The sequence below is a fragment of the Rothia sp. HSID18067 genome (assembly GCF_003989445.1).
Lineage (GTDB): Bacteria > Actinomycetota > Actinomycetes > Actinomycetales > Micrococcaceae > Rothia > Rothia aeria.
In genome coordinates, this window is record NZ_RBMF01000001.1 from 552,298 (window position 1) to 570,925 (window position 18,628).

14 protein-coding genes are annotated in these 18,628 nt (G+C 50.2%); 12 read left to right on the forward strand and 2 right to left on the reverse strand.

Annotated elements, in window-relative coordinates; translation table 11 throughout:
- Positions 1-34 precede the first annotated feature (34 nt).
- From nrdI to D8M23_RS02525, 7 genes are all read left to right on the forward strand, one after another.
- On the forward strand, positions 35-562 hold the full coding sequence (nrdI, locus tag D8M23_RS02495; protein WP_126853507.1) for a class Ib ribonucleoside-diphosphate reductase assembly flavoprotein NrdI: 528 nt from the start codon (positions 35-37) through the stop codon (positions 560-562).
- Positions 535-2,715: a class 1b ribonucleoside-diphosphate reductase subunit alpha gene (gene nrdE, locus D8M23_RS02500; RefSeq protein WP_126853509.1), complete on the forward strand. Its 2,181-nt coding sequence runs from the start codon at positions 535-537 to the stop codon at positions 2,713-2,715. Before nrdI ends, nrdE begins: the two co-directional genes overlap by 28 nt.
- A gap of 98 nt (positions 2,716-2,813) precedes the next feature.
- Positions 2,814-3,299 carry a DUF2087 domain-containing protein gene (locus D8M23_RS02505; RefSeq protein ID WP_126853511.1) on the forward strand — a complete coding sequence of 162 codons (486 nt, stop codon included), beginning with the start codon at positions 2,814-2,816 and terminating at the stop codon, positions 3,297-3,299.
- Between the two features lie 142 nt (positions 3,300-3,441).
- Positions 3,442-4,419 (forward strand): class 1b ribonucleoside-diphosphate reductase subunit beta, encoded by a 978-nt coding sequence (gene nrdF / locus D8M23_RS02510; protein ID WP_126853513.1) that lies wholly within the window; start codon positions 3,442-3,444, stop codon positions 4,417-4,419.
- A 158-nt stretch (positions 4,420-4,577) separates the two neighbouring features.
- Positions 4,578-5,138 carry a hypothetical protein gene (locus D8M23_RS02515; protein ID WP_238693737.1) on the forward strand — a complete coding sequence of 187 codons (561 nt, stop codon included), beginning with the start codon at positions 4,578-4,580 and terminating at the stop codon, positions 5,136-5,138.
- Between the two features lie 265 nt (positions 5,139-5,403).
- Positions 5,404-5,931, forward strand: coding sequence for a hypothetical protein (locus tag D8M23_RS02520; protein ID WP_126853516.1), 528 nt, complete (start codon positions 5,404-5,406; stop codon positions 5,929-5,931).
- A gap of 304 nt (positions 5,932-6,235) precedes the next feature.
- Positions 6,236-6,799: a hypothetical protein gene (locus D8M23_RS02525; RefSeq protein ID WP_126853518.1), complete on the forward strand. Its 564-nt coding sequence runs from the start codon at positions 6,236-6,238 to the stop codon at positions 6,797-6,799.
- Positions 6,800-6,959: 160 nt separating this feature from the next.
- Here the strand turns inward: D8M23_RS02525 and D8M23_RS12265 are convergent, their stop codons facing one another.
- Positions 6,960-7,349 (reverse strand): MerR family transcriptional regulator, encoded by a 390-nt coding sequence (locus tag D8M23_RS12265; protein ID WP_006887235.1) that lies wholly within the window; start codon positions 7,347-7,349, stop codon positions 6,960-6,962.
- Positions 7,350-7,553: 204 nt separating this feature from the next.
- On the opposite strand from D8M23_RS12265, the gene D8M23_RS02535 reads away from it, so the two are divergent.
- The 5 genes from D8M23_RS02535 (at position 7,554) to D8M23_RS02555 (ending at position 16,820) form a co-directional block, all read left to right on the forward strand.
- Positions 7,554-8,594, forward strand: a complete 1,041-nt coding sequence (locus D8M23_RS02535) for a zinc-dependent alcohol dehydrogenase family protein (protein WP_126853520.1) — start codon at positions 7,554-7,556, stop codon at positions 8,592-8,594.
- Positions 8,595-8,805: 211 nt separating this feature from the next.
- A complete protein-coding gene (locus D8M23_RS02540; protein ID WP_126853522.1) occupies positions 8,806-10,482 on the forward strand; it encodes a type I restriction-modification system subunit M in 1,677 nt (558 codons plus the stop codon).
- On the forward strand, positions 10,483-11,763 hold the full coding sequence (locus D8M23_RS02545; RefSeq protein ID WP_126853524.1) for a restriction endonuclease subunit S: 1,281 nt from the start codon (positions 10,483-10,485) through the stop codon (positions 11,761-11,763). It begins immediately after the preceding gene.
- A 16-nt stretch (positions 11,764-11,779) separates the two neighbouring features.
- Complete coding sequence (locus tag D8M23_RS02550; protein WP_126853526.1) at positions 11,780-14,956, forward strand: type I restriction endonuclease subunit R; 3,177 nt, start codon at positions 11,780-11,782, stop codon at positions 14,954-14,956.
- 151 nt (positions 14,957-15,107) lie between these two features.
- The gene (locus tag D8M23_RS02555) at positions 15,108-16,820 is read left to right on the forward strand and encodes a formate--tetrahydrofolate ligase (RefSeq protein WP_126853527.1); all 1,713 of its coding nucleotides are present in this window, start codon (positions 15,108-15,110) and stop codon (positions 16,818-16,820) included.
- Between the two features lie 873 nt (positions 16,821-17,693).
- On the opposite strand, the gene D8M23_RS02560 is transcribed toward D8M23_RS02555, so the two are convergent.
- A complete protein-coding gene (locus D8M23_RS02560) occupies positions 17,694-18,467 on the reverse strand; it encodes an MBL fold metallo-hydrolase (protein ID WP_126853529.1) in 774 nt (257 codons plus the stop codon).
- Between the last annotated feature and the right edge of the window lie 161 nt (positions 18,468-18,628).

The following is an 18,628-nucleotide window of genomic DNA, read 5'->3' on the forward strand; positions in this document are numbered from 1 at the left end:
CACCCCTGCGGCGGCACAATCCAAGGAGAAGAAAGTGACAACCCCTCTCGCTCAGAAACCCACCGACGAGAACGCAGAGATCCGAGAGTACATCTTGGGTGCCCGCGATGCCGTCGAGGGTCGAGCGACCACACCGGTAGGGGATGAGACCCCACTGGTGGTTTACTTCTCTTCCATCTCTGGAAACACCCACAAGTTTGTTGAAAAACTTCATGCCCGTACCCAGCGCCTGCCGTTAAGGACCGGTGAAGACACGCTCGTCGTCCAGGAACCGTATGTGCTGTGCGTACCCACCTACGGTAAACCGGAAGGTGCGGGGAACGTGCCTCCGCAGGTGGTGAAATTCCTGAACGTTGAAGAAAACCGCCGCAACATGGTGGGTGTTATCGGAGCAGGCAATACCAACTTCGGGCCTCTCTTTGGCATCGCAGCAGATATCGTATCCGCAAAGTGCGATGTGCCGGTGCTCTTCAAATTCGAGCTCATGGGAACCCCCTCAGACGTAGACAAAGTGAACGAAGGATTGGAAGAATTTTGGAAGCAAAACTTCCCTCAGCGCTAGAAACTCTCGGCGCTTCTCACGCTGGTAAGACCACCCCCGAAAAATTTCAGGGGATGAGCTACCACGAGCTGAACGCTCTGCTGAACCTGTACGACGAAAACGGCAAGATCCAGTTTGACGCAGACCGTCAGGCGGCACGCCAGTACTTCCTGCAGCACGTCAACAACAACACCGTATTCTTCCACGACCTTGAAGAGAAGATCGAGTACCTGATCGAGAACCAGTACTACGAGCCGGAGCTCTTCGAGAAGTACAGCTTCGACTTCGTCAAGAATCTGTTCAAACGTGCCTACGCCGTGAAGTTCCGGTTCCCCACTTTCTTGGGAGCCTTCAAGTTCTACACCTCCTACGCTCTGAAAACCTTCGATGGGCAGCGCTACCTAGAGCGTTTTGAGGACCGCGTATGCATGGTTGCGCTGCTGCTGGCGGAAGGCAACGAGACACTGGCAGAGGAAATCGTGGACGAGATTATCTCGGGGCGTTTCCAGCCTGCCACGCCCACGTTCCTCAATGCTGGAAAGAAACAGCGAGGTGAGCTGGTCTCCTGCTTCCTGCTTCGCATCGAAGACAATATGGAATCTATCGGACGTTCCATTAACTCGGCGTTGCAGCTCTCAAAACGCGGTGGTGGGGTGGCGTTCGCTCTGACGAACCTACGTGAATCCGGTGCACCCATTAAGAAAATTGAGAACCAGTCCTCCGGTGTCATCCCCGTTATGAAGCTTCTTGAGGATGCTTTCTCCTACGCGAACCAGCTGGGCGCGCGGCAGGGGGCGGGGGCCGTGTACTTGCACGCACACCACCCCGACATTTACTCGTTCCTTGACACCAAACGCGAAAATGCTGATGAGAAGATCCGCATTAAAACCCTCTCACTGGGTGTGGTGATCCCCGATATTACCTTCAAACTCGCCAAAGAGAACAAAGATATGTACCTGTTCTCACCGTACGATGTGGAACGCATCTACGGGGTTCCTTTCTCGGATATTAATGTGAGCGAAAAATACCAGGAAATGGTGGATGACTCGCGGATCCGTAAAACCAAGATTAATGCGCGCGAGTTCTTCCAGACCATCGCTGAGGTGCAGTTCGAATCCGGCTACCCATACATTATGTTTGAGGATACCGTGAACCGGGCTAACCCGATTGACGGCAAGGTTATTATGAGTAACCTCTGCTCCGAGATTCTTCAGGTGTCAAAGCCCTCGAAATACCACGACGATCTCGGGTATGCGGAAACGGGGAAGGATATCTCATGCAACCTCGGTTCGCTCAATATTGCCATGACTATGGACGGCGATAACCTCGGAAAAACTGTTGAAACGGCAATTCGTTCGCTCACCTCCGTCTCAGATCAGTCGGATATCCGTTCCGTCCCCTCCATTGAACGCGGTAACGACATGAGCCACGCGGTCGGGCTGGGGCAGATGAACCTGCACGGCTACTTGGCGCGTGAACATGTGCATTACGGTTCCGAAGAGGCACTGGATTTCACCAATATCTACTTTTACACGGTGGCCTATCATGCAATCCGCGCCTCCATGGAAATTGCTAAAGAACGTGGCGTGACGTTTGAAGGGTTCGAGAACTCAAAGTATGCCAGCGGTGAGTTCTTCGCCAAGTACATTGAGAAAGAATGGGAGCCGCAAACGGAACGTGTTTGTGAACTGTTTGCCAAGCACCATATTCCCACCCGCGAGGACTGGATTCAGCTGGCAGCCGATGTAGCGCAGTACGGTATGTACAACCAGAACCTGCAGGCTGTTCCGCCCACCGGGTCTATCTCGTACATTAACGGTTCGACCTCCTCAATCCATCCGATCGCCTCCAAGATTGAGATTCGTAAGGAAGGTAAGCTGGGGCGTGTCTACTACCCGGCACCCTTCATGACGAACGAGAATCTTGACTACTATAAGGACGCGTACGAGATCGGGTTCGAGAAGATTATCGACACCTACGCTGTGGCCACTCAGCATGTGGATCAGGGTCTGTCGCTAACCTTGTTCTTCCGTGACACTGCAACAACCCGCGACATTAACCGCGCTCAGATTTATGCTTGGCGCAAGGGAATCAAGACCATCTACTATATCCGCCTGCGGCAGATGGCTCTTGAAGGTACCGAAGTTGAGGGTTGCGTATCCTGCATGCTGTAATGCAGCGAAACTCACCCGTATCGTGTTTCGGGGTGTGAGAAGACAGAATCTTCTTACACCCCCGAAGCCAACCAGACACGTAAGGATAACAACCCAGGGTGCAACAGAACCTCACTCCAATAATCGCCGCACTCGCTAACTCTGACTGTCAGCGCATGTATGCCCAGATTGTTCTGGGGCAAGCACCCGAGTCGCCGAATCGGCGTGAGCGTAAACTGATCGACCGTCTAAAAACGGTTGGGCTTGTCGCGGAAGACCCTGCGGGCTCCCTTATCCTGACGGATGTATTCACCGAATACTTACTGGCGGGTAAACACGAACGGGGCCAAGAAACTGTGGGGGTGCAGCGGTTCCTTGTTAAAGGACGGGTGCAGAGGTGGCCATCCCGTGCGGAGGATAAGGACGCCCTTCTGCGGTGGATTATCACCGAAAGTATTGCAGAATCCGAGCGGCTTGCAGAGTCTGAACTGAATGACCGCATACGACGGTACACCGAGGACCCAGCTTTGGTGCGTCGCTACGGGGTAGATTTTGGGATGCTGCGACGGGACCCAGCCACACAGATCTACTACCTCAGTCAGTAGCTATCTTAAGCTTTACGGAACCAGTTGGCGCGCTCATAACGGTAGTAGCTGGGAGCGAGAAACTAGTGAGCGCAGGAACTGTGTCAGAATAGAAAAACATGAGACGCCCCTAAGGCATTGATCCGCTATAGGAGAAACAAGTATGAGCGAAAAGGTACACCTCGTTGACCACCCAATTGAGGCTATTAACTGGAACCGTTTAGAGGATGAGAAAGACCTTGAGGTCTGGGACCGTCTCACCGGTAATTTCTGGTTACCTGAGAAGGTGCCGCTGAGCAACGACGTACCCACGTGGAAGACTCTGACCGCGGAAGAAAAAGAGCTGACCATGCGGGTCTTTACCGGTCTGACGTTGCTGGACACCATCCAGGGTACTGTGGGTGCTGTCTCTCTGCTTCCCGATGCCGTTACTGCGCACGAAGAGGCCGTATACACCAATATTGCTTTCATGGAGTCGGTACACGCAAAGTCGTACTCCTCCATTTTCTCGACCCTGTGCTCCACTAAGGAAATTGATGAGGCATTCCGCTGGGCCTCTGAGAACGAATACCTGCAGAAGAAGGCAAAGATTATCCTCGCCTACTATATCGGCGATGACCCGCTTAAGAAGAAGGTTGCTTCCACACTTTTGGAGTCTTTCCTGTTCTACTCCGGGTTCTACCTTCCCATGTACTGGTCGGCGCATGCCAAGCTGACTAACACCGCTGACCTGATCCGTCTGATTATTCGTGATGAGGCTGTTCATGGCTACTACATCGGGTACAAGTTCCAGTGTGGGCTGGCAAAGGAAACCCCGGAGCGTCAGGCAGAGCTGAAGGAATACACCTTCAACCTGCTGTACGAGCTGTATGAGAACGAGGTGGCTTATACCCACTCGCTCTATGACGGGGTAGGCTGGAGCGAGGACGTGAAGAAGTTCCTGCACTACAACGCCAATAAGGCTCTGATGAACCTGGGGTATGAGGCCATGTTCCCGGCCTCGGTAACGAATGTTTCCCCTGCTATCCTTTCGGCGTTGTCGCCCAATGCCGATGAGAATCATGACTTCTTCTCAGGCTCCGGTTCATCCTACGTGATCGGCAAAGCTGTGAATACCGAAGACGAAGACTGGGACTTCTAAAGCCGCAGTGTTATTTAAATAACTATGCACGTGTAAAAGCGAGCGGGGCATTTCCCTGCTCGCTTTTACCATACTCACAGGATTTAAACCTTCAAATTAAGGTTTAGGGATATGTACTGTTAAAGTGCAAGTTATTTCGAGTGAAGGAGTTGATGCTCATGTTAAGGACCCGTCCCTCATCTGCCCGCCGTGCTGCCCTTCTTGGTGTGAGTACGGTAGTACTTGCGCTGGGTTCGTCTGCTCTTGCAGTTCCTGGAGCATCGGCAGTAGACTCTTCGGCAAGTTCGTCGTCCTCGGCAAGTGCTTCTGCTTCAGCGGATGCCTCTTCATCTGCTTCGTCTTCGGTGCCTTCGAAAGATAATGGCTCTCCGAATGAGGGCGCCGAAGCTAAGCATGACGAGAATTTTAAGTTCTTGGAGTACGAGAACATCATCGACTGGACTGATTACAAGGTGACCGGCGAACACGAAATCACTTTTACCACCCTCACGGGTACCCCTAGGTGCTACGACGTCCGTGCGGAGGTTGTTGAGAAGGATGGCGTGATGAACGTTGCTCTAGTAGAGGGCACCATTCCTGGCGCACCCGATGCCTGCACCGCAGAGGCGCGCATTGCGAAGGTTAAGGTAAAGACGAAGGCTAAGGCTTCCACGCTTAAGGTGCAGCAGCTGCCTGAATCCCTGGTGCGCCTCAATAAAGGAGCTATCCAAGGTGCTTAGGGGATTATGAGGAAACTGCCTTCAACTGTAGAGTCGGTTTTCTTGCTGTCTCTAAACAGTAGACCGTGGTGATTCCATCTTTGACTGGTGGGACGCCACGGTCTTCCTTTAATAGCTGTGAATGAAAATAATATCGCAGCAGCAGGGTAGGGGACGGGAGGCTCAGCACCTTACTGAACATTTCTAATTTTTATCCCTTCACTTTAAGGTTGAGAAAATATTAGTCTTAGAGGAAGAGTTTTATACCCTGAAGGAGCTGATACTCATGTTGAAGACCCGCCCCTCATCTGCCCGCCGCACTGCTCTTCTTGGTGTGAGTGCGGTAGTGCTTGCGCTGGGATCATTTGCTCTTGCAGTTCCCGGGGCATCGGCAGCGACTCCTTCGGCCAGTCCGTTGTCTCAGGTGCCTTCGCAGGATGGGACCTCGTCAACTTCAAATAACTCACCGGTTGTGAGTGGCGAAGCTAAGCATGACGAGAATTTTAAGTTTATGCAGGATGAGCGTATTGCTAACTGGATCGAGTATCGGGTGACTGGTGAACATGAAATTACGTTCACTGTTATTACCGGAACCCCTAGCTGCTACGACGTCCGCGCGGAGGTCGTGGAAAAGAACGGTACGTTGAAGGTCGCACTGGTGGAAGGAACTATCCTTGGTGCTCCTGATGGGTGTACTGAGGAAGCGCTCTACAAGGATGTAAAGGTCAAGACTAAGGCTAAGGCATCTACGCTCAAGGTGCAGCAGCTGCCCAAGTCGCAAGTACATCTTAATAAGAAGATTACTCCTGCGTAAGGGCCTGAGCTGCAAAGCTCATTAAGGTAGGGGGAGTAAGTTGTAGGGCTGGCTCCTCTCTGCCTTTTATGCGCAGGCCGTGGCATCCAATCGCTGAGAGGCGGGGTGCCACGGTCTTCTTGATGCCTGCGGATAAAACGAAAAAATAATAGTGCTTCGGAAGCAGCAATATGGCGGGTTCTTGTGAGCGTTAAACGTTCTCAGGGAACATGCGGCACATTCCCAGTATTTAACTCTTCACTTTAAGATTAGGGAAATAATAATCTAAAACTGAAAATTTTCCATCCTGAAGGAGCTGATGCCCATGCCACAATCTCGTACTTCCTCCATCCGCTACGCTAGTCGAATCGGGATCGGTGCCCTGACTTTAGCATTAGGGCCCGCTGCATTGACCGCTCCCGCCGCCTCCGCAACTTCAGGGGACACAGCAACGGTAACGGCGCAGCCTAGTGCTTCTGCAAGTACCGATGCTTCCACCGCCACTTCTTCACCGGCGATACAATCCTTTACTCCTATCCCCGTTGTCCCTCTGCCGCATACAGGCGATAGCGACGATGACTCCACGCGGTTGTATAACGGGCATATCGTTAAATGGAGTGGCTATCATATAACCGGTGACCACGAAATTACTTTCGATGCTCAAGTTAACTCTTGCACGAGCCTGCACGCTAAAACTATTGAAGAAAATGGTGTGCTAAAAGTTGCCCTCATTGGCAGTAACCCTACCAGGCATACTGCATGCATCGCAGTTATGCGTCAGGAACATGTGAAAGTTAAGACCACGGCAAACGCCAACACACTGCGGGTTCAGCCTCTTCACGTCTTGGCTGTAAACAACGGTGGGGGAGGTGGTAATACATCCCACTAGTTTATCGATATACCTGTGCCCAGTACGTACGGTGAACAGTTAGGGGCGATACCCATATGCTCCGTATAGCGTGGCTGTTTGATGCACAGTAGAGAAATATCGGGGCTCTCCTTCACAATGGTGAGCCCCGATATCTTTGCGGAAGCTAATGCTGCATAGGCTATTGGGGACAGATGCGGGACTCATCGTTACTTTCGATCAGCTCCTGATAGAACATAATTTTCCGGTGCACAAAATCAACCCGTTGCTGTGCTTCAATAAGCTGCTGCTGGGCAATACGCGCATACTGCTCCACAATGCGCAACCGTTCGGGAGCTGTCTTACTTCCTTGACGCCCTAAATCTACATACGTCTTCACATCTGCAATGCTCATACCGCATTTACGTAGGCAATGGATAGTTTCGAACCAACCGATGCATTCATCGGTAAAAACACGGTTTCCTTTCTCGTCCCTCTGCAAGGTGGGAATGAGGCCCTGGTCGGTGTAATAGCGTACCGTGTGGGGGCTTAGATTTACTCGTTCAGAAACCTCTTTGACCGTGTAGCTCATTCCTTCATTATTTCACGGACCTGCTGAATATAAGGGCCTGCAGCATCCCGTGCCTTTGCGTGATACAGGTATGGTTCGCATTTAGAATGTGTTTTATATCGGGTTTGAAGGTTTAAGCTTGCCCTAGAGCAGCTCGAAGGACGTAGTCTTGTACAGCAATCAATAGTAAACCGCTAAAACTAGCCGAGAGTGAGTAGTACACTAATGCGTTCAGTCATTATGGAAGAACCCGGTAAAGTCGTCGTAGAAGACCGCCCCATGCCCACCCTCCTAGAGTCCACGGATGCCATTATTAAACTTGCCGCATCCTGCATCTGCGGGTCTGACCTGTGGCCCTACCGTGGTGCGCAGCCTGTAGACCACCAGCAGATGGGGCATGAATATATCGGTGAGGTTATTGAAGTTGGCGACGATGTTAAGACCGTCAAACCTGGCGACTTTGTCGTTGGTTCTTTCTGCATCTCATGCGGTGAGTGCGCAACCTGTCAGGATGGTTACCCGTCACGGTGCCTGAAAGCGATTGCTGCAGGCGATGGTTTCATTGGTATGCGCTCAAACGGTACCCAAGCGGAATACGCCCGCATCCCTTTCGCAGACGGCACTCTGGTTAAGACTCCCGCATACCCTACCGCAGAGCAGATTCCTCATCTGATGGCGGCATCCGATGTGCTGGGAACCGGCTGGTATGCAGCTGACGCCGCCAAGGCTGGCCCTGGTAAGGCTATTGTTGTAGTTGGCGATGGCGCCGTTGGTCTGGGTGCAGTTATTGGCGCTAAGCAGCTGGGCGCTGAGAAGATCATCATGATGTCTCGCAACCCCAAGCGCCAAGAGCTGGCTAAGCAGTTCGGCGCAACCCACGTGGTGGAAGAACGCGGCGAAGAAGGTATCGCCAAGGTTCTAGAGCTTACCGACGGGGTGGGAGCGCACGGTGTTGTAGAGGCTGTGGGTACTCAGCAGGCCTTTGACCAAGCCCTCGGATGCGTACGCCACGGCGGTTACATTGGCTTCGTAGGCGTGCCCCACGACAGCTCTATCGGTACCGACGTGCTCTTTGGTAAACAGGTTCATCTTGAAGGTGGTCCCGCACCGGTTCGTAAATACCTGCCGACCCTGATTGACCTGATTTATAAGGGTGAGATTGAGCCCGGTAAGGTCTTCGATCTGGAACTGCCTATCGACCAAGCCCCCAAGGGCTATGAGGCAATGGATCAGCGTACCGCGACCAAGGTGCTGCTGACGATGTAGAGACAGATACGAACGATAGTTCTGTGACAACCTAGGGAGTGTCGCCAGCGTGGTAAAGCGCCGGTGACACTCCCTAGACCTTTTCGACAGCCAAGGGTGATTTGCGTAGAAGACGCCCGTATACTTGAAGGGTTGGTATAGGAAAGATTATATAGATCCTTAACCACACGTAGAATTTCTCACAAACAATAGAAAAAGGACCCTTCCGCTTATGACTGAGCAGATGAAGGACGCTTCCTCAGACGCAGAAAAATTGTCTGGGGGAGGGGCTGCAAAAACTAGTTCTACCGTCAAGGTAGCCCAGCACAGTGCCGCATCAATATCGGCGAACGAGCGTGCAGAGCTGCACCGTACTATTTGGCGTATTGCCAATGATCTTCGTGGGGCGGTAGACGGCTGGGACTTTAAACAGTATGTACTGGGCATGATGTTCTACCGGTTTATTTCTGAAAATCTCACGGAGTACATCAATCAATCAGAGTATGAAGCAGGAGCTGAAGGATTCGACTATGCGCAGATAGATGACTTGGAGATCGACCTTGATGTAGTTCAGGAGATTGTGAAAGAACGTGGTTTCTTTCTGTTCCCCAGCCAGCTTTTTGAAAATGTGTATGCACAGGCTCGCACCGATGAGAACTTAAACGAGACCCTGGAAGAAGTTTTTCAGGAAGTTGAGAAATCTACAAAGGGTACACAGAGTGAAAGGAACTTCGCTGGTCTCTTTGACGATTTTGACGTGAATAGTAAAAAGTTTCTAGGCTCAAGTATTCAGACCCGAAATAACGTCCTTTTCAATGTTATGAAAGCAATCGCTGAGATGAATCTAGGCTTCAGCTACCACGATCATTCCAACGATACTTTTGGCGATACCTATGAGTACCTAATGGGTATGTATGCGGCAAATGCTGGTAAAAGTGGAGGTGAATACTATACACCCCAAGAGGTTTCGGAGCTGCTTGCTCATATAGCAATCGATGGTAAGACTCAGATCGGGCGTGTATATGATCCAGCTTGCGGCTCGGGTGCGCTTCTTCTTAAGTTTGCTAAACACCTTGGGATAGAAAACGTGAAAGAATTTTTGGGTCAGGAGAAGAATCCTACCACTTATAATTTGTGTCGTATTAATATGCTGTTGCATAGTGTTCCTTTTGACAAATTTGATATTGCATTTGGGAACACGTTGACTTCACCGCAACACCGTGATTTTGAGCCGTTTGAAGCTGTTGTTTCTAATCCACCGTATTCAACGAAATGGGAAGGGGACTCAAATCCTTTATTGATTAATGATGATCGGTACGCACCTGCTGGTGTGCTGGCACCTAAGGCAAGGTCTGATTTAGCGTTCACCATGCATATACTGTCATCTCTTTCCGAAGATGGTACAGCCGCTATTGTTGAGTACCCTGGTGTATTGTACCGGGGTGGTGCTGAGAGGAAGATTCGAGAATACTTACTGCGCAATAACTATGTTGATGCGGTGATTCAGCTGCCGCCCGATCTCTTCTTTGGTACCACAATTGGCACCTGCATTATTGTTCTCAAAAAGGGTACACGGCGCGATACGAGCGTGCTTTTTGTGGATGCTTCAGCGGAATTTGAGCGTGTGGGTAATAAGAATAGGCTTCTTGAATCGCACCGCGAGAAGATTTATCAAACCTTGAGGGCGCGCGAGAATGTGCAGTATTTTGCCCAGTTGGTGAAGAACGAAACCTTGCTAGAGCAGGACGCGAACCTGTCTGTTTCGAGCTGGGTAGAAGCAGAAGACACACGCGAGCAGATCAATATCGGTGAGTTAAACGCACAGATTGAACAGATCGTAGTGCGTCAGACTGAGCTTCGCACCCAGATTGATGCGATCGTGGCTGAGCTGGAAGGGACGGAAGCATAAATGGGCGAAGAAACAAAAGATATGCCAAAGGTATCCTCGGATATAGAAGCCCCTAAAGCGCTTAACTATATTGAAAAACTGGTGACTGAACTTTGTCCGGATGGAGTGGAGTATGTAAAACTTGGTGATGTTACTACAAGCGTTCAAAAAATAAAATGGAATGAATATCCAACGCAAGAGTTTACATATATAGACCTGTCCTCTATTCCAACTGGAGGTATAGAGGTTAAAGAGACATCTACAATTTCTAGTTATAATGCCCCTAGCCGCGCACAGCAGATATTACGTAAAAATGATGTCCTTTTTGGGGTAACCCGCCCATTGTTAAAAAGGGTTTATAAAGTCTCTAGCAAATATGATGGACAGATATGCAGCACAGGGTACTTAGTACTACGAGCTAACGTGAATATGATTCTTCCAGGGTATATATATCATATCATTCGCGTTAACAATTTTTACAAGTATGTAGAGAAACACCAAAGCGGGTCCGCCTACCCAGCAATTTCTGGATCATTAGTAAAGGAGTATATTGTCCCACTTCCTCCAATTAAAGTACAGAATGCAATTGTTGAAATTCTTGACGAATTCACTAAGTTAGAAGCAGATCTTGAAAAGGAGCTAGAAGCGGAGCTCGCGGCTCGTCGTGCTCAGTATGAGTATTATCGTAACTCCCTCTTTGAGAATCTGAGTGGGGGGGGGTCTGAAATTTTAGGGGATTTGGTTCAATACGTTAGGGATAAAACAAAATCTCTTATGAAACCTCTTGAATATGTGGGTGTCGAAAATCTGAACGTGGATTTCCAAGGCTGCACTGCTAGCCTATCCACGATAAGTGGTACCCGGTATATTCCAAGTGATATTCTCCTTGGGAATATACGCCCTTATCTTAAGAAAATGTGGATTTCTAACAATGAGGGTATAGCCGGAAGTGACGTTCTAGTTATCCGTATTAAAGATGAATATAGGAATGATATAGTCCCAAAATTTCTGTACTATCAGCTCACTACAAGCCGTTTTGTGGATTATAATGTTAGAAACTCGCGAGGAGGAAAAATGCCTCGTGGTAATAAGAAAAAAATTCTGGAATTCCCCATATTTCTTCCACCCTTCGCTGAGCAGGAGCGCATCGTAAAGATTCTCGATAAATTTGATGCCCTCGTGAACGATATTAGCTCAGGGTTGCCTGCTGAAATTGAGGCTCGCCGTAAGCAGTATGAATACTATCGTGACCGTCTGCTCACATTTCCGCGCGCATCCGACTCCACCGAACACAAGCAATAGCTGAAAGGCTCTCAGTATGGAAACTGTACCCCACTACCCGGTGCCTACTAACCCCACTGACACGCTCATAGTCAACGCCGACTATGCAACCGTGATCGCAGAATACGATGAACCACGCGAGAAAAATGGCGCCCACCAGAGCGAAGCACAGCTTGAGAAACGGCTCATCGAAATCCTAATTTCTCAGGGGTATGAGTATCTACCCATTCATACCGAAGAAGACCTGCTTACCAATCTGCGTACGCAAATTGAACTTCTTAACACACGTGATAATGAACCTCTTGCTCTTAGCGACGATGAATGGAAACGGCTCCTTGCCGATCACATTGCTAAACCAAGTGAGGGACGTGCCGAGAAAACTCACCGCGTCCAGAAAGAACCGCGTATAGCTTTTGAACGGGATAATGGAACTACCCGCAATATTACGCTTCTAGACCGCCGGAACCCCAATAACAACCGACTACAGGTCATCAACCAGTACAGTGTGCAGGGCAGCGATGGCACCCACCCTCTGATGAACCGCTATGATGTCACCATCTTGGTTAACGGCCTTCCTATGGTGCATATCGAGCTCAAAAAGCGCGGAGTAAGCATCAAAGAAGCTTTCCAACAAATAGACCGCTATCAGAAAGAAAGTTTCTGGGCGGGTTTAGGGCTTTACGAATATGTGCAGCTATTCGTCATTAGTAATGGCTCGCAGACCAAATACTACTCCAACACGGTGCGGAACGCACAGGTAGCTAAATATGGAAATGCCCAAGAGCGAAATATTAAGGCAGGTACAGAGTCATTTGAATTCACAAGTTACTGGGCAGATGCACAGAACCATCGTATTACCGACCTCATTCCATTTGCGCGAACCTTCCTCGCAAAACGAACCATCCTCAATATTATTACCCGTTATTGTGTGCTGAATACTGAGGGTACGCTTCTGGTCATGCGACCCTACCAGATCGTAGCCACTGAACGCATTATTAACCGTGTGCTCATTGCCAATAACGACCGCCGCCGCATTGGTACCCGCCAAGGGGGAGGCTTTATCTGGCACACTACCGGTTCGGGGAAGACCCTCACCAGCTTTAAAACCGCGCAATTACTGGCTGAAACGGGTCTGGTCGAAAAAGTCCTCTTCGTAGTCGATCGCAAAGATCTTGACTATCAAACCATGAAAGAATACGACGCTTTTGAGAAGGGGGCAGCAAACTCCAACAGCTCAACCCGGATTTTAAACGCACAGCTGAGTGACCCATCAAAACGCATTATCATTACTACTATTCACAAGCTCAACAGCCTAATTAAGAGCGAGACAAAACATCCGGCGTACTCCCAACGTGTGGCGATTATTTTTGATGAATGCCATCGCTCCCAATTCGGCGATATGCATCGAGCTATTACTAAACGCTTCACAAAATACAGTATTTTCGGATTTACCGGAACACCAATTTTTGACGCAAACTCTACCGGCGCACTGGGTGCTACCACCGAAAGCCTCTTTGGCGAACGTCTGCATGAATATACTGTAGTCAATGCTATCGGAGACGGTAACGTGCTGCCTTTCCGCATTGAGTACAACAATGTTAGTGCTCAATACCGTGACGTTGAGGGAAAAACCCGTGATGAAGACGAGCAGACCCGTGAACTGCTAAATTCTGATGACCGTATCCGCACTATCGCGGACTACATCCTGACCAACTATGCTAAGAAAACTAACCAGGGGAGTGGGTACAACTATAAAGGTACGCAACGGCGCGGGTTTAACTCGATTCTAGCGACCAGCAGTATTGAGGCGGCACGTAAGTACTACACTCAGTTCGCTCATCTGCAGGCAGAACGTATAGCAAGTCATGATATTCGTGAAGATTCTGCGCTCAAAATAGCCATCATATACTCAAAACCAGGTGCTGCTCAGCAGGGCTTTATGAGTGAGGAAAACTTCGATACGGATGATCTGAACGACGAAGACTGGCAGCTGCTTTCAGACGCTGTGGGCGATTATAATGCCACGTTTGGGACGAGCTTCTCGCTTGAAGGAAACAGCTTTGAAAACTACTACAAGGATGTCTCTCAACGGATGAAAAACCGTGAGCTTGATCTTCTTATTGTGGTTAACATGTTCCTTACCGGGTTCGACTCCAAAACAGTTAATACTTTGTGGGTTGATAAAAACCTGCGCATGCATGGGCTTATGCAAGCCTATAGCCGCACGAATCGCATCCTTAACGCTGTTAAACCCTACGGGAATATCGTGTGCTTCCGTGATCTTGAAGAAAATACGAATGAGGCGCTTGGGCTTTTCGGCGATAAAAATGCTGCAAGCACCGCTCTCATTGAACCTTACTCACAGATATACACAGAGTACACTCAAAAAGCTACTGAACTGCTTGGATCATTTCCTATTGGTGCTACAGGATTAGCACTGTCTAGCGAGGGGCAGAAAGCGGAGTTTGTGCAGACTTTGGGCGAGGTACTTGATCTGCATAATAAGCTCATGATGTTCGACGAATATGACGAACAGGCACAGCTAATTGATGATTACACACTTCAGGACTACACCGGAACCTACCAGGATGTACGTGCAGAAGTTGCCGAAGCGCATATTATTTTAGAGGATCCTGACGAGTTCGCAGCATCAACTGACGAGGAAGTAGCCGAAGCTCAAAAAACTGTTGAGGCTTTCGAACAGCTGGTTTTTGAAATCGACTTGGTGAAGCACCAGGAAGTGAACGTTGACTATATCCTGGAACTCGTTGCGCGACTTCACGGTGCGGAAGATAGGGAGGAACGCGATACCATTCGCCGCTCCATCAACCGCGCGGTACATGCAAACCCCGAGTTACGCCCCAGTGAGGATATTATTCAGGGATATGTAGAAGAAGTGGTAAAGAACCCAGATGCTTACACCGATACGGCTGAAGGACTAATCCGTTATGCCTCTGGAATCCGTGAAAACGAAGAGCAAGAGCTGATCAAAAATGAGAAGCTAAACCCTGAAAAAACCAAACTGTTTATGGACAGGGCCTTTGAGACAGGAGAATTCAAGACAACTGGAACTGACTTCCCAAAAATCTTGCCAAAAATACGCAGGTTTGGTGCTACAAAGAGCGCGTATGCGCGCACAAAGAAACGTGTCGAAAAAGCAACCCGAGGTCTGTACGAGCGGTTCCGTCCTTTCCTAGGACAGATAGGCAGGTGAACACTAACAGCACTGACGTGCTCGCAAGTGCCCTCTCTTGGGCCTGGAAGTAAGACATTGAGAATCTGCGAACATAGACAAAGATGGGTGACAATCCGTGAGCTAAAGCATAAAATGGGAAAGGAACTGTTGGCTACAACTGCAAAGGACGATGATGACCAAGCCTTTCCCTTCCGACCTTGAAATTGCTCAGGCAGCTACCCTTGAGCCGATCACCGAAATCGCCGCCGAAAACGGGATTAATGCGGATCGTCTGGAACCCTACGGCAAGTATGTTGCGAAGGTTCTTCTGGACGAAACCACTAACGCGGAGACCGCACGTAAGCGCGGCTCCAAATACATTGTTGTAACCGCTGTGACCCCCACCCCGCTTGGGGAAGGTAAAACCGCTACTTCCGTATCACTGGCCCAGGGCTTCGCACAGACCGGACGCAAGGCGATGCTCACCCTGCGTCAGCCCGCCATGGGCCCCACCTTCGGTATTAAGGGTGGTGCAGCTGGCGGTGGCTACTCTCAGATCGTGCCCATGGAGAAGCTGAACCTGCACCTGACCGGCGACTTCCATGCTGTTACCGCAGCCCACAACTTGCTTGCCGCGATGATCGACAACCACCTGCACCAGGGGAACGACCTACGCATTGACCCGCGCGCTATCGAATGGCGCCGGGTCATTGACATTAATGACCGCTCTCTGCGGAACGTTGTAGTCGGGTTGGGTGAACGTATTGACGGCGTACCCCGCCAGACCGGGTTCGATATTACCAGCGCCTCCGAAATCATGGTGATTCTCTCCCTGGCAACCTCGTTCAAGGATCTGCGTGAGCGCCTGGCGAAGATCGTTGTGGGCCTGAACTATGATGGTGAGGCTGTTACCGCCGCCGATTTGAAGGCTGACGGCGCCCTGGCAGTCATTCTGGCTGATGCCATTAACCCGAACCTGCTGCAGACTCTTGAGCACACTCCGGCGCTTATCCATGCGGGCCCCTTCGGTAATATCGCTACCGGTAACTCATCAATCGTGGCGGACTATGTTGGTCTCGAATATTCGGATTACGTGATTACTGAGGCAGGCTTCGGCGCTGATATGGGCGCGGAGCGTCTCTTTAACGTTAAATGCCGTATCTCCGGGCTGAAGCCTGATGCAGCGGTTCTGGTTGTAACGGTGCGTGCCTTGAAGTCGCACTCCGGGCTGTACAAGATTGTTCCCGGTAAGCCTCTTCCCGACGGTATGCTGCAGGAAAGCCCCTCAGATGTTGAGGCAGGGGCTGCGAACCTGAAGAAGCACATTGAGATTGTGCGTAACTTTGGCGTGCAGCCTGTGGTCGCTATTAACGCGTTCCCCACCGACTTCGACTCCGAGCATGAGGCTATTCGCCGTATCGCTGAAGAAGCAGGTGCCCGTGTGGCTATTCACCGTGGCGTTGCCGAAGGCGGTAAGGGCACTGTCGATTTGGCGAATGTGGTTGCTGAGGCATGTGATGATGTTTCGGAGCTGAAGTTCACCTATGACCTTGAGGACTCGCTGGAAACGAAGCTGGAGAAGGTCGCTACCAAGGTGTACGGTGCTGACGGTATTTCGATTGCTCCCGCCGCCGCTAAGCAGCTTAAGCGTTTCGCTGATTTGGGCTACGGTAACCTGCCCGTGGTGATTGCCAAGACCCACCTGTCTATCTCTTCAGATGCTTCTCTGAAGGGCGCACCCACCGGTTGGACTTTGCCGGTGCGTGAGGTTCGTTTGGCAGCTGGTGCCGGTTACGTGTACGCAATTTGCGGTACGATGCGCACCATGCCTGGGTTGAGCAAGAGCCCCGCAGCTGAGCGCATTGGATTCGATGAAAACGGTACGATGGTTGGTCTCTCCTAAGAGGCAGTAGCAGCAGCGTACGTGCTGGTGAGCCCCGCATCTGGGTCAGAATATGACCCCAGATGCGGGGCTCAGTTTATAAAACTACATACGTGTAGTTTTCAGATGAGGTTTTTTGAAATGTTCCCCACGGGAAAAAATAGCTGTCTGCGGGGGAATAAATGGGTGTCAAAAGAGAATGTGTATTGATTGGCTGAGCATGTATTGACTAGGGGATTTGGGGCGCAGATTCAGATGCTCTGGTAGACCCCTAAAAACAGACCAATTGTAACCGTGCGGCACCTTAAATTTGCTGATTTTCAGGTTGTTGGATCGGAATTTTTAAAGGTTGTGCTTAGCTTGATAAAAATACTGACAATTTAGACTGCTGGTTCAAAAACCGCGATATACCGGGCGTTTCCGGGGGATGGTGACCTGGAAAGAGGCGGTTCCAAATCTTGAAGGAATCACAATAGGCCGTCGAACAAGGCGAATACACGCCAAAAAATTTACATGATTTAGGTCACTAAAAAATCGCCAATAATCAAATTGGTACTTAAAAAACCTTGTTATGGACAGGGTGAATATAACGAAACGGTTACAAACTCTGTCTATGGGCCATGAGCCTGCCAATCGGGGCAAAACACCCCAAAAAAAGCGCCCAAAATTCATATACACTTATGTCATCAGGTAATCGTAGGTTTTGAATAGATCTTTGGATTGCTTGTGTTTGAGCTGAGTGATAGATGTGTTCTACGCATCGAGAAACGACCACGCTAAGGTAGCGTGGTCGTTTCTTTTTGTGTTCGGTAGGAGCGCAATGATGCATGATAGAGAAGAACTTAGGCATTAGACTCTAATCGCGCACTACGCAACAGATTATCTGCCGACTTCCTACCAGCCCCGTTCGCCCCATTCCTCCAGATGGGGGCGTTCCTCCCCAAGAGTCGTGGAACGTCCATGACCAGGAAGCACAATCGTGTCGTCATCAAAAGCGCCAAAAAGTTTCTCCAGGACGTTTGCGAAAAGCTCGCCAAACTGCTGCCGAGAATCCGTCTTGCCAACACCACCTGGAAAAAGTGCGTCTCCGGTAAATAAGAGCGTGGCGGGTGAACCATCTTCCCACACGCTTTCAAGAACATACACGATCGACCCAGGGGTGTGCCCAGGAACTGAGATAGTCCGAACCACAGTATCACTGCCGTAAAAATCGAATGTCTCACCACCCATTAGCGACTCTTCCACCTTAAAGCCTTCCAGCTCGTGAATCGCTTCAATGTCCTCCGCGCCAGCTGAGGTGATGGCTCCAGTGAACTTCTCAAGACCGTTAATCGCTCGAATATGGTCCCAATGCCCGTGGGTTACTACAATGCTCGTTACGCCAATCGCACGTTGCCGCACCGCCTCAAAATCGGCCTCAGACTCTATGACGCGCACGCGATGATCCTGCGCATCAGTCAGCTCAAGATGAGGACAGTCGTGCAGTAGTGCGTCTAGGGTAAACGCATAGAGAGCTTCGGAGTCATCTGCGGGGTCTATGAGCAGTTGTTCACCGGAGTGGCGCATCGTCAGCAGGTAGACGCTATTGTCCATCTCAGAAACGCTCAATGCGCGGACCGTGAATTCAGGATTCTCAAACAGCAGTGTGGATTCGGGATAAGTACTCATACTTTTAAGTGTAGGGGAGGTACGTGTAAGGTACTGAGGGCTCTTGAGCTTGGGGCAGAACCACGCATCACTGTACATACCTACGAACGTATGAGTTTCTCACAGGCTCTTCCGCCCGTATCGAAATACCCCGTGACCAGGACAAAGGCTGATAGAATATT

Coding starts and splice junctions, on each gene's coding strand:
- nrdF (WP_126853513.1), top strand. CDS start 3,442: ATGAGCGAAAAGGTACACCTCGTTGACCACCCAATTGAGGCTATTAAC.
- D8M23_RS02515 (WP_238693737.1), top strand. CDS start 4,578: ATGTTAAGGACCCGTCCCTCATCTGCCCGCCGTGCTGCCCTTCTTGGT.
- D8M23_RS02520 (WP_126853516.1), top strand. CDS start 5,404: ATGTTGAAGACCCGCCCCTCATCTGCCCGCCGCACTGCTCTTCTTGGT.
- D8M23_RS02525 (WP_126853518.1), top strand. CDS start 6,236: ATGCCACAATCTCGTACTTCCTCCATCCGCTACGCTAGTCGAATCGGG.
- D8M23_RS12265 (WP_006887235.1), bottom strand. CDS start 7,349: ATGAGCTACACGGTCAAAGAGGTTTCTGAACGAGTAAATCTAAGCCCC.
- D8M23_RS02535 (WP_126853520.1), top strand. CDS start 7,554: ATGCGTTCAGTCATTATGGAAGAACCCGGTAAAGTCGTCGTAGAAGAC.
- D8M23_RS02540 (WP_126853522.1), top strand. CDS start 8,806: ATGACTGAGCAGATGAAGGACGCTTCCTCAGACGCAGAAAAATTGTCT.
- D8M23_RS02545 (WP_126853524.1), top strand. CDS start 10,483: ATGGGCGAAGAAACAAAAGATATGCCAAAGGTATCCTCGGATATAGAA.
- D8M23_RS02550 (WP_126853526.1), top strand. CDS start 11,780: ATGGAAACTGTACCCCACTACCCGGTGCCTACTAACCCCACTGACACG.
- D8M23_RS02555 (WP_126853527.1), top strand. CDS start 15,108: ATGATGACCAAGCCTTTCCCTTCCGACCTTGAAATTGCTCAGGCAGCT.
- D8M23_RS02560 (WP_126853529.1), bottom strand. CDS start 18,467: ATGAGTACTTATCCCGAATCCACACTGCTGTTTGAGAATCCTGAATTC.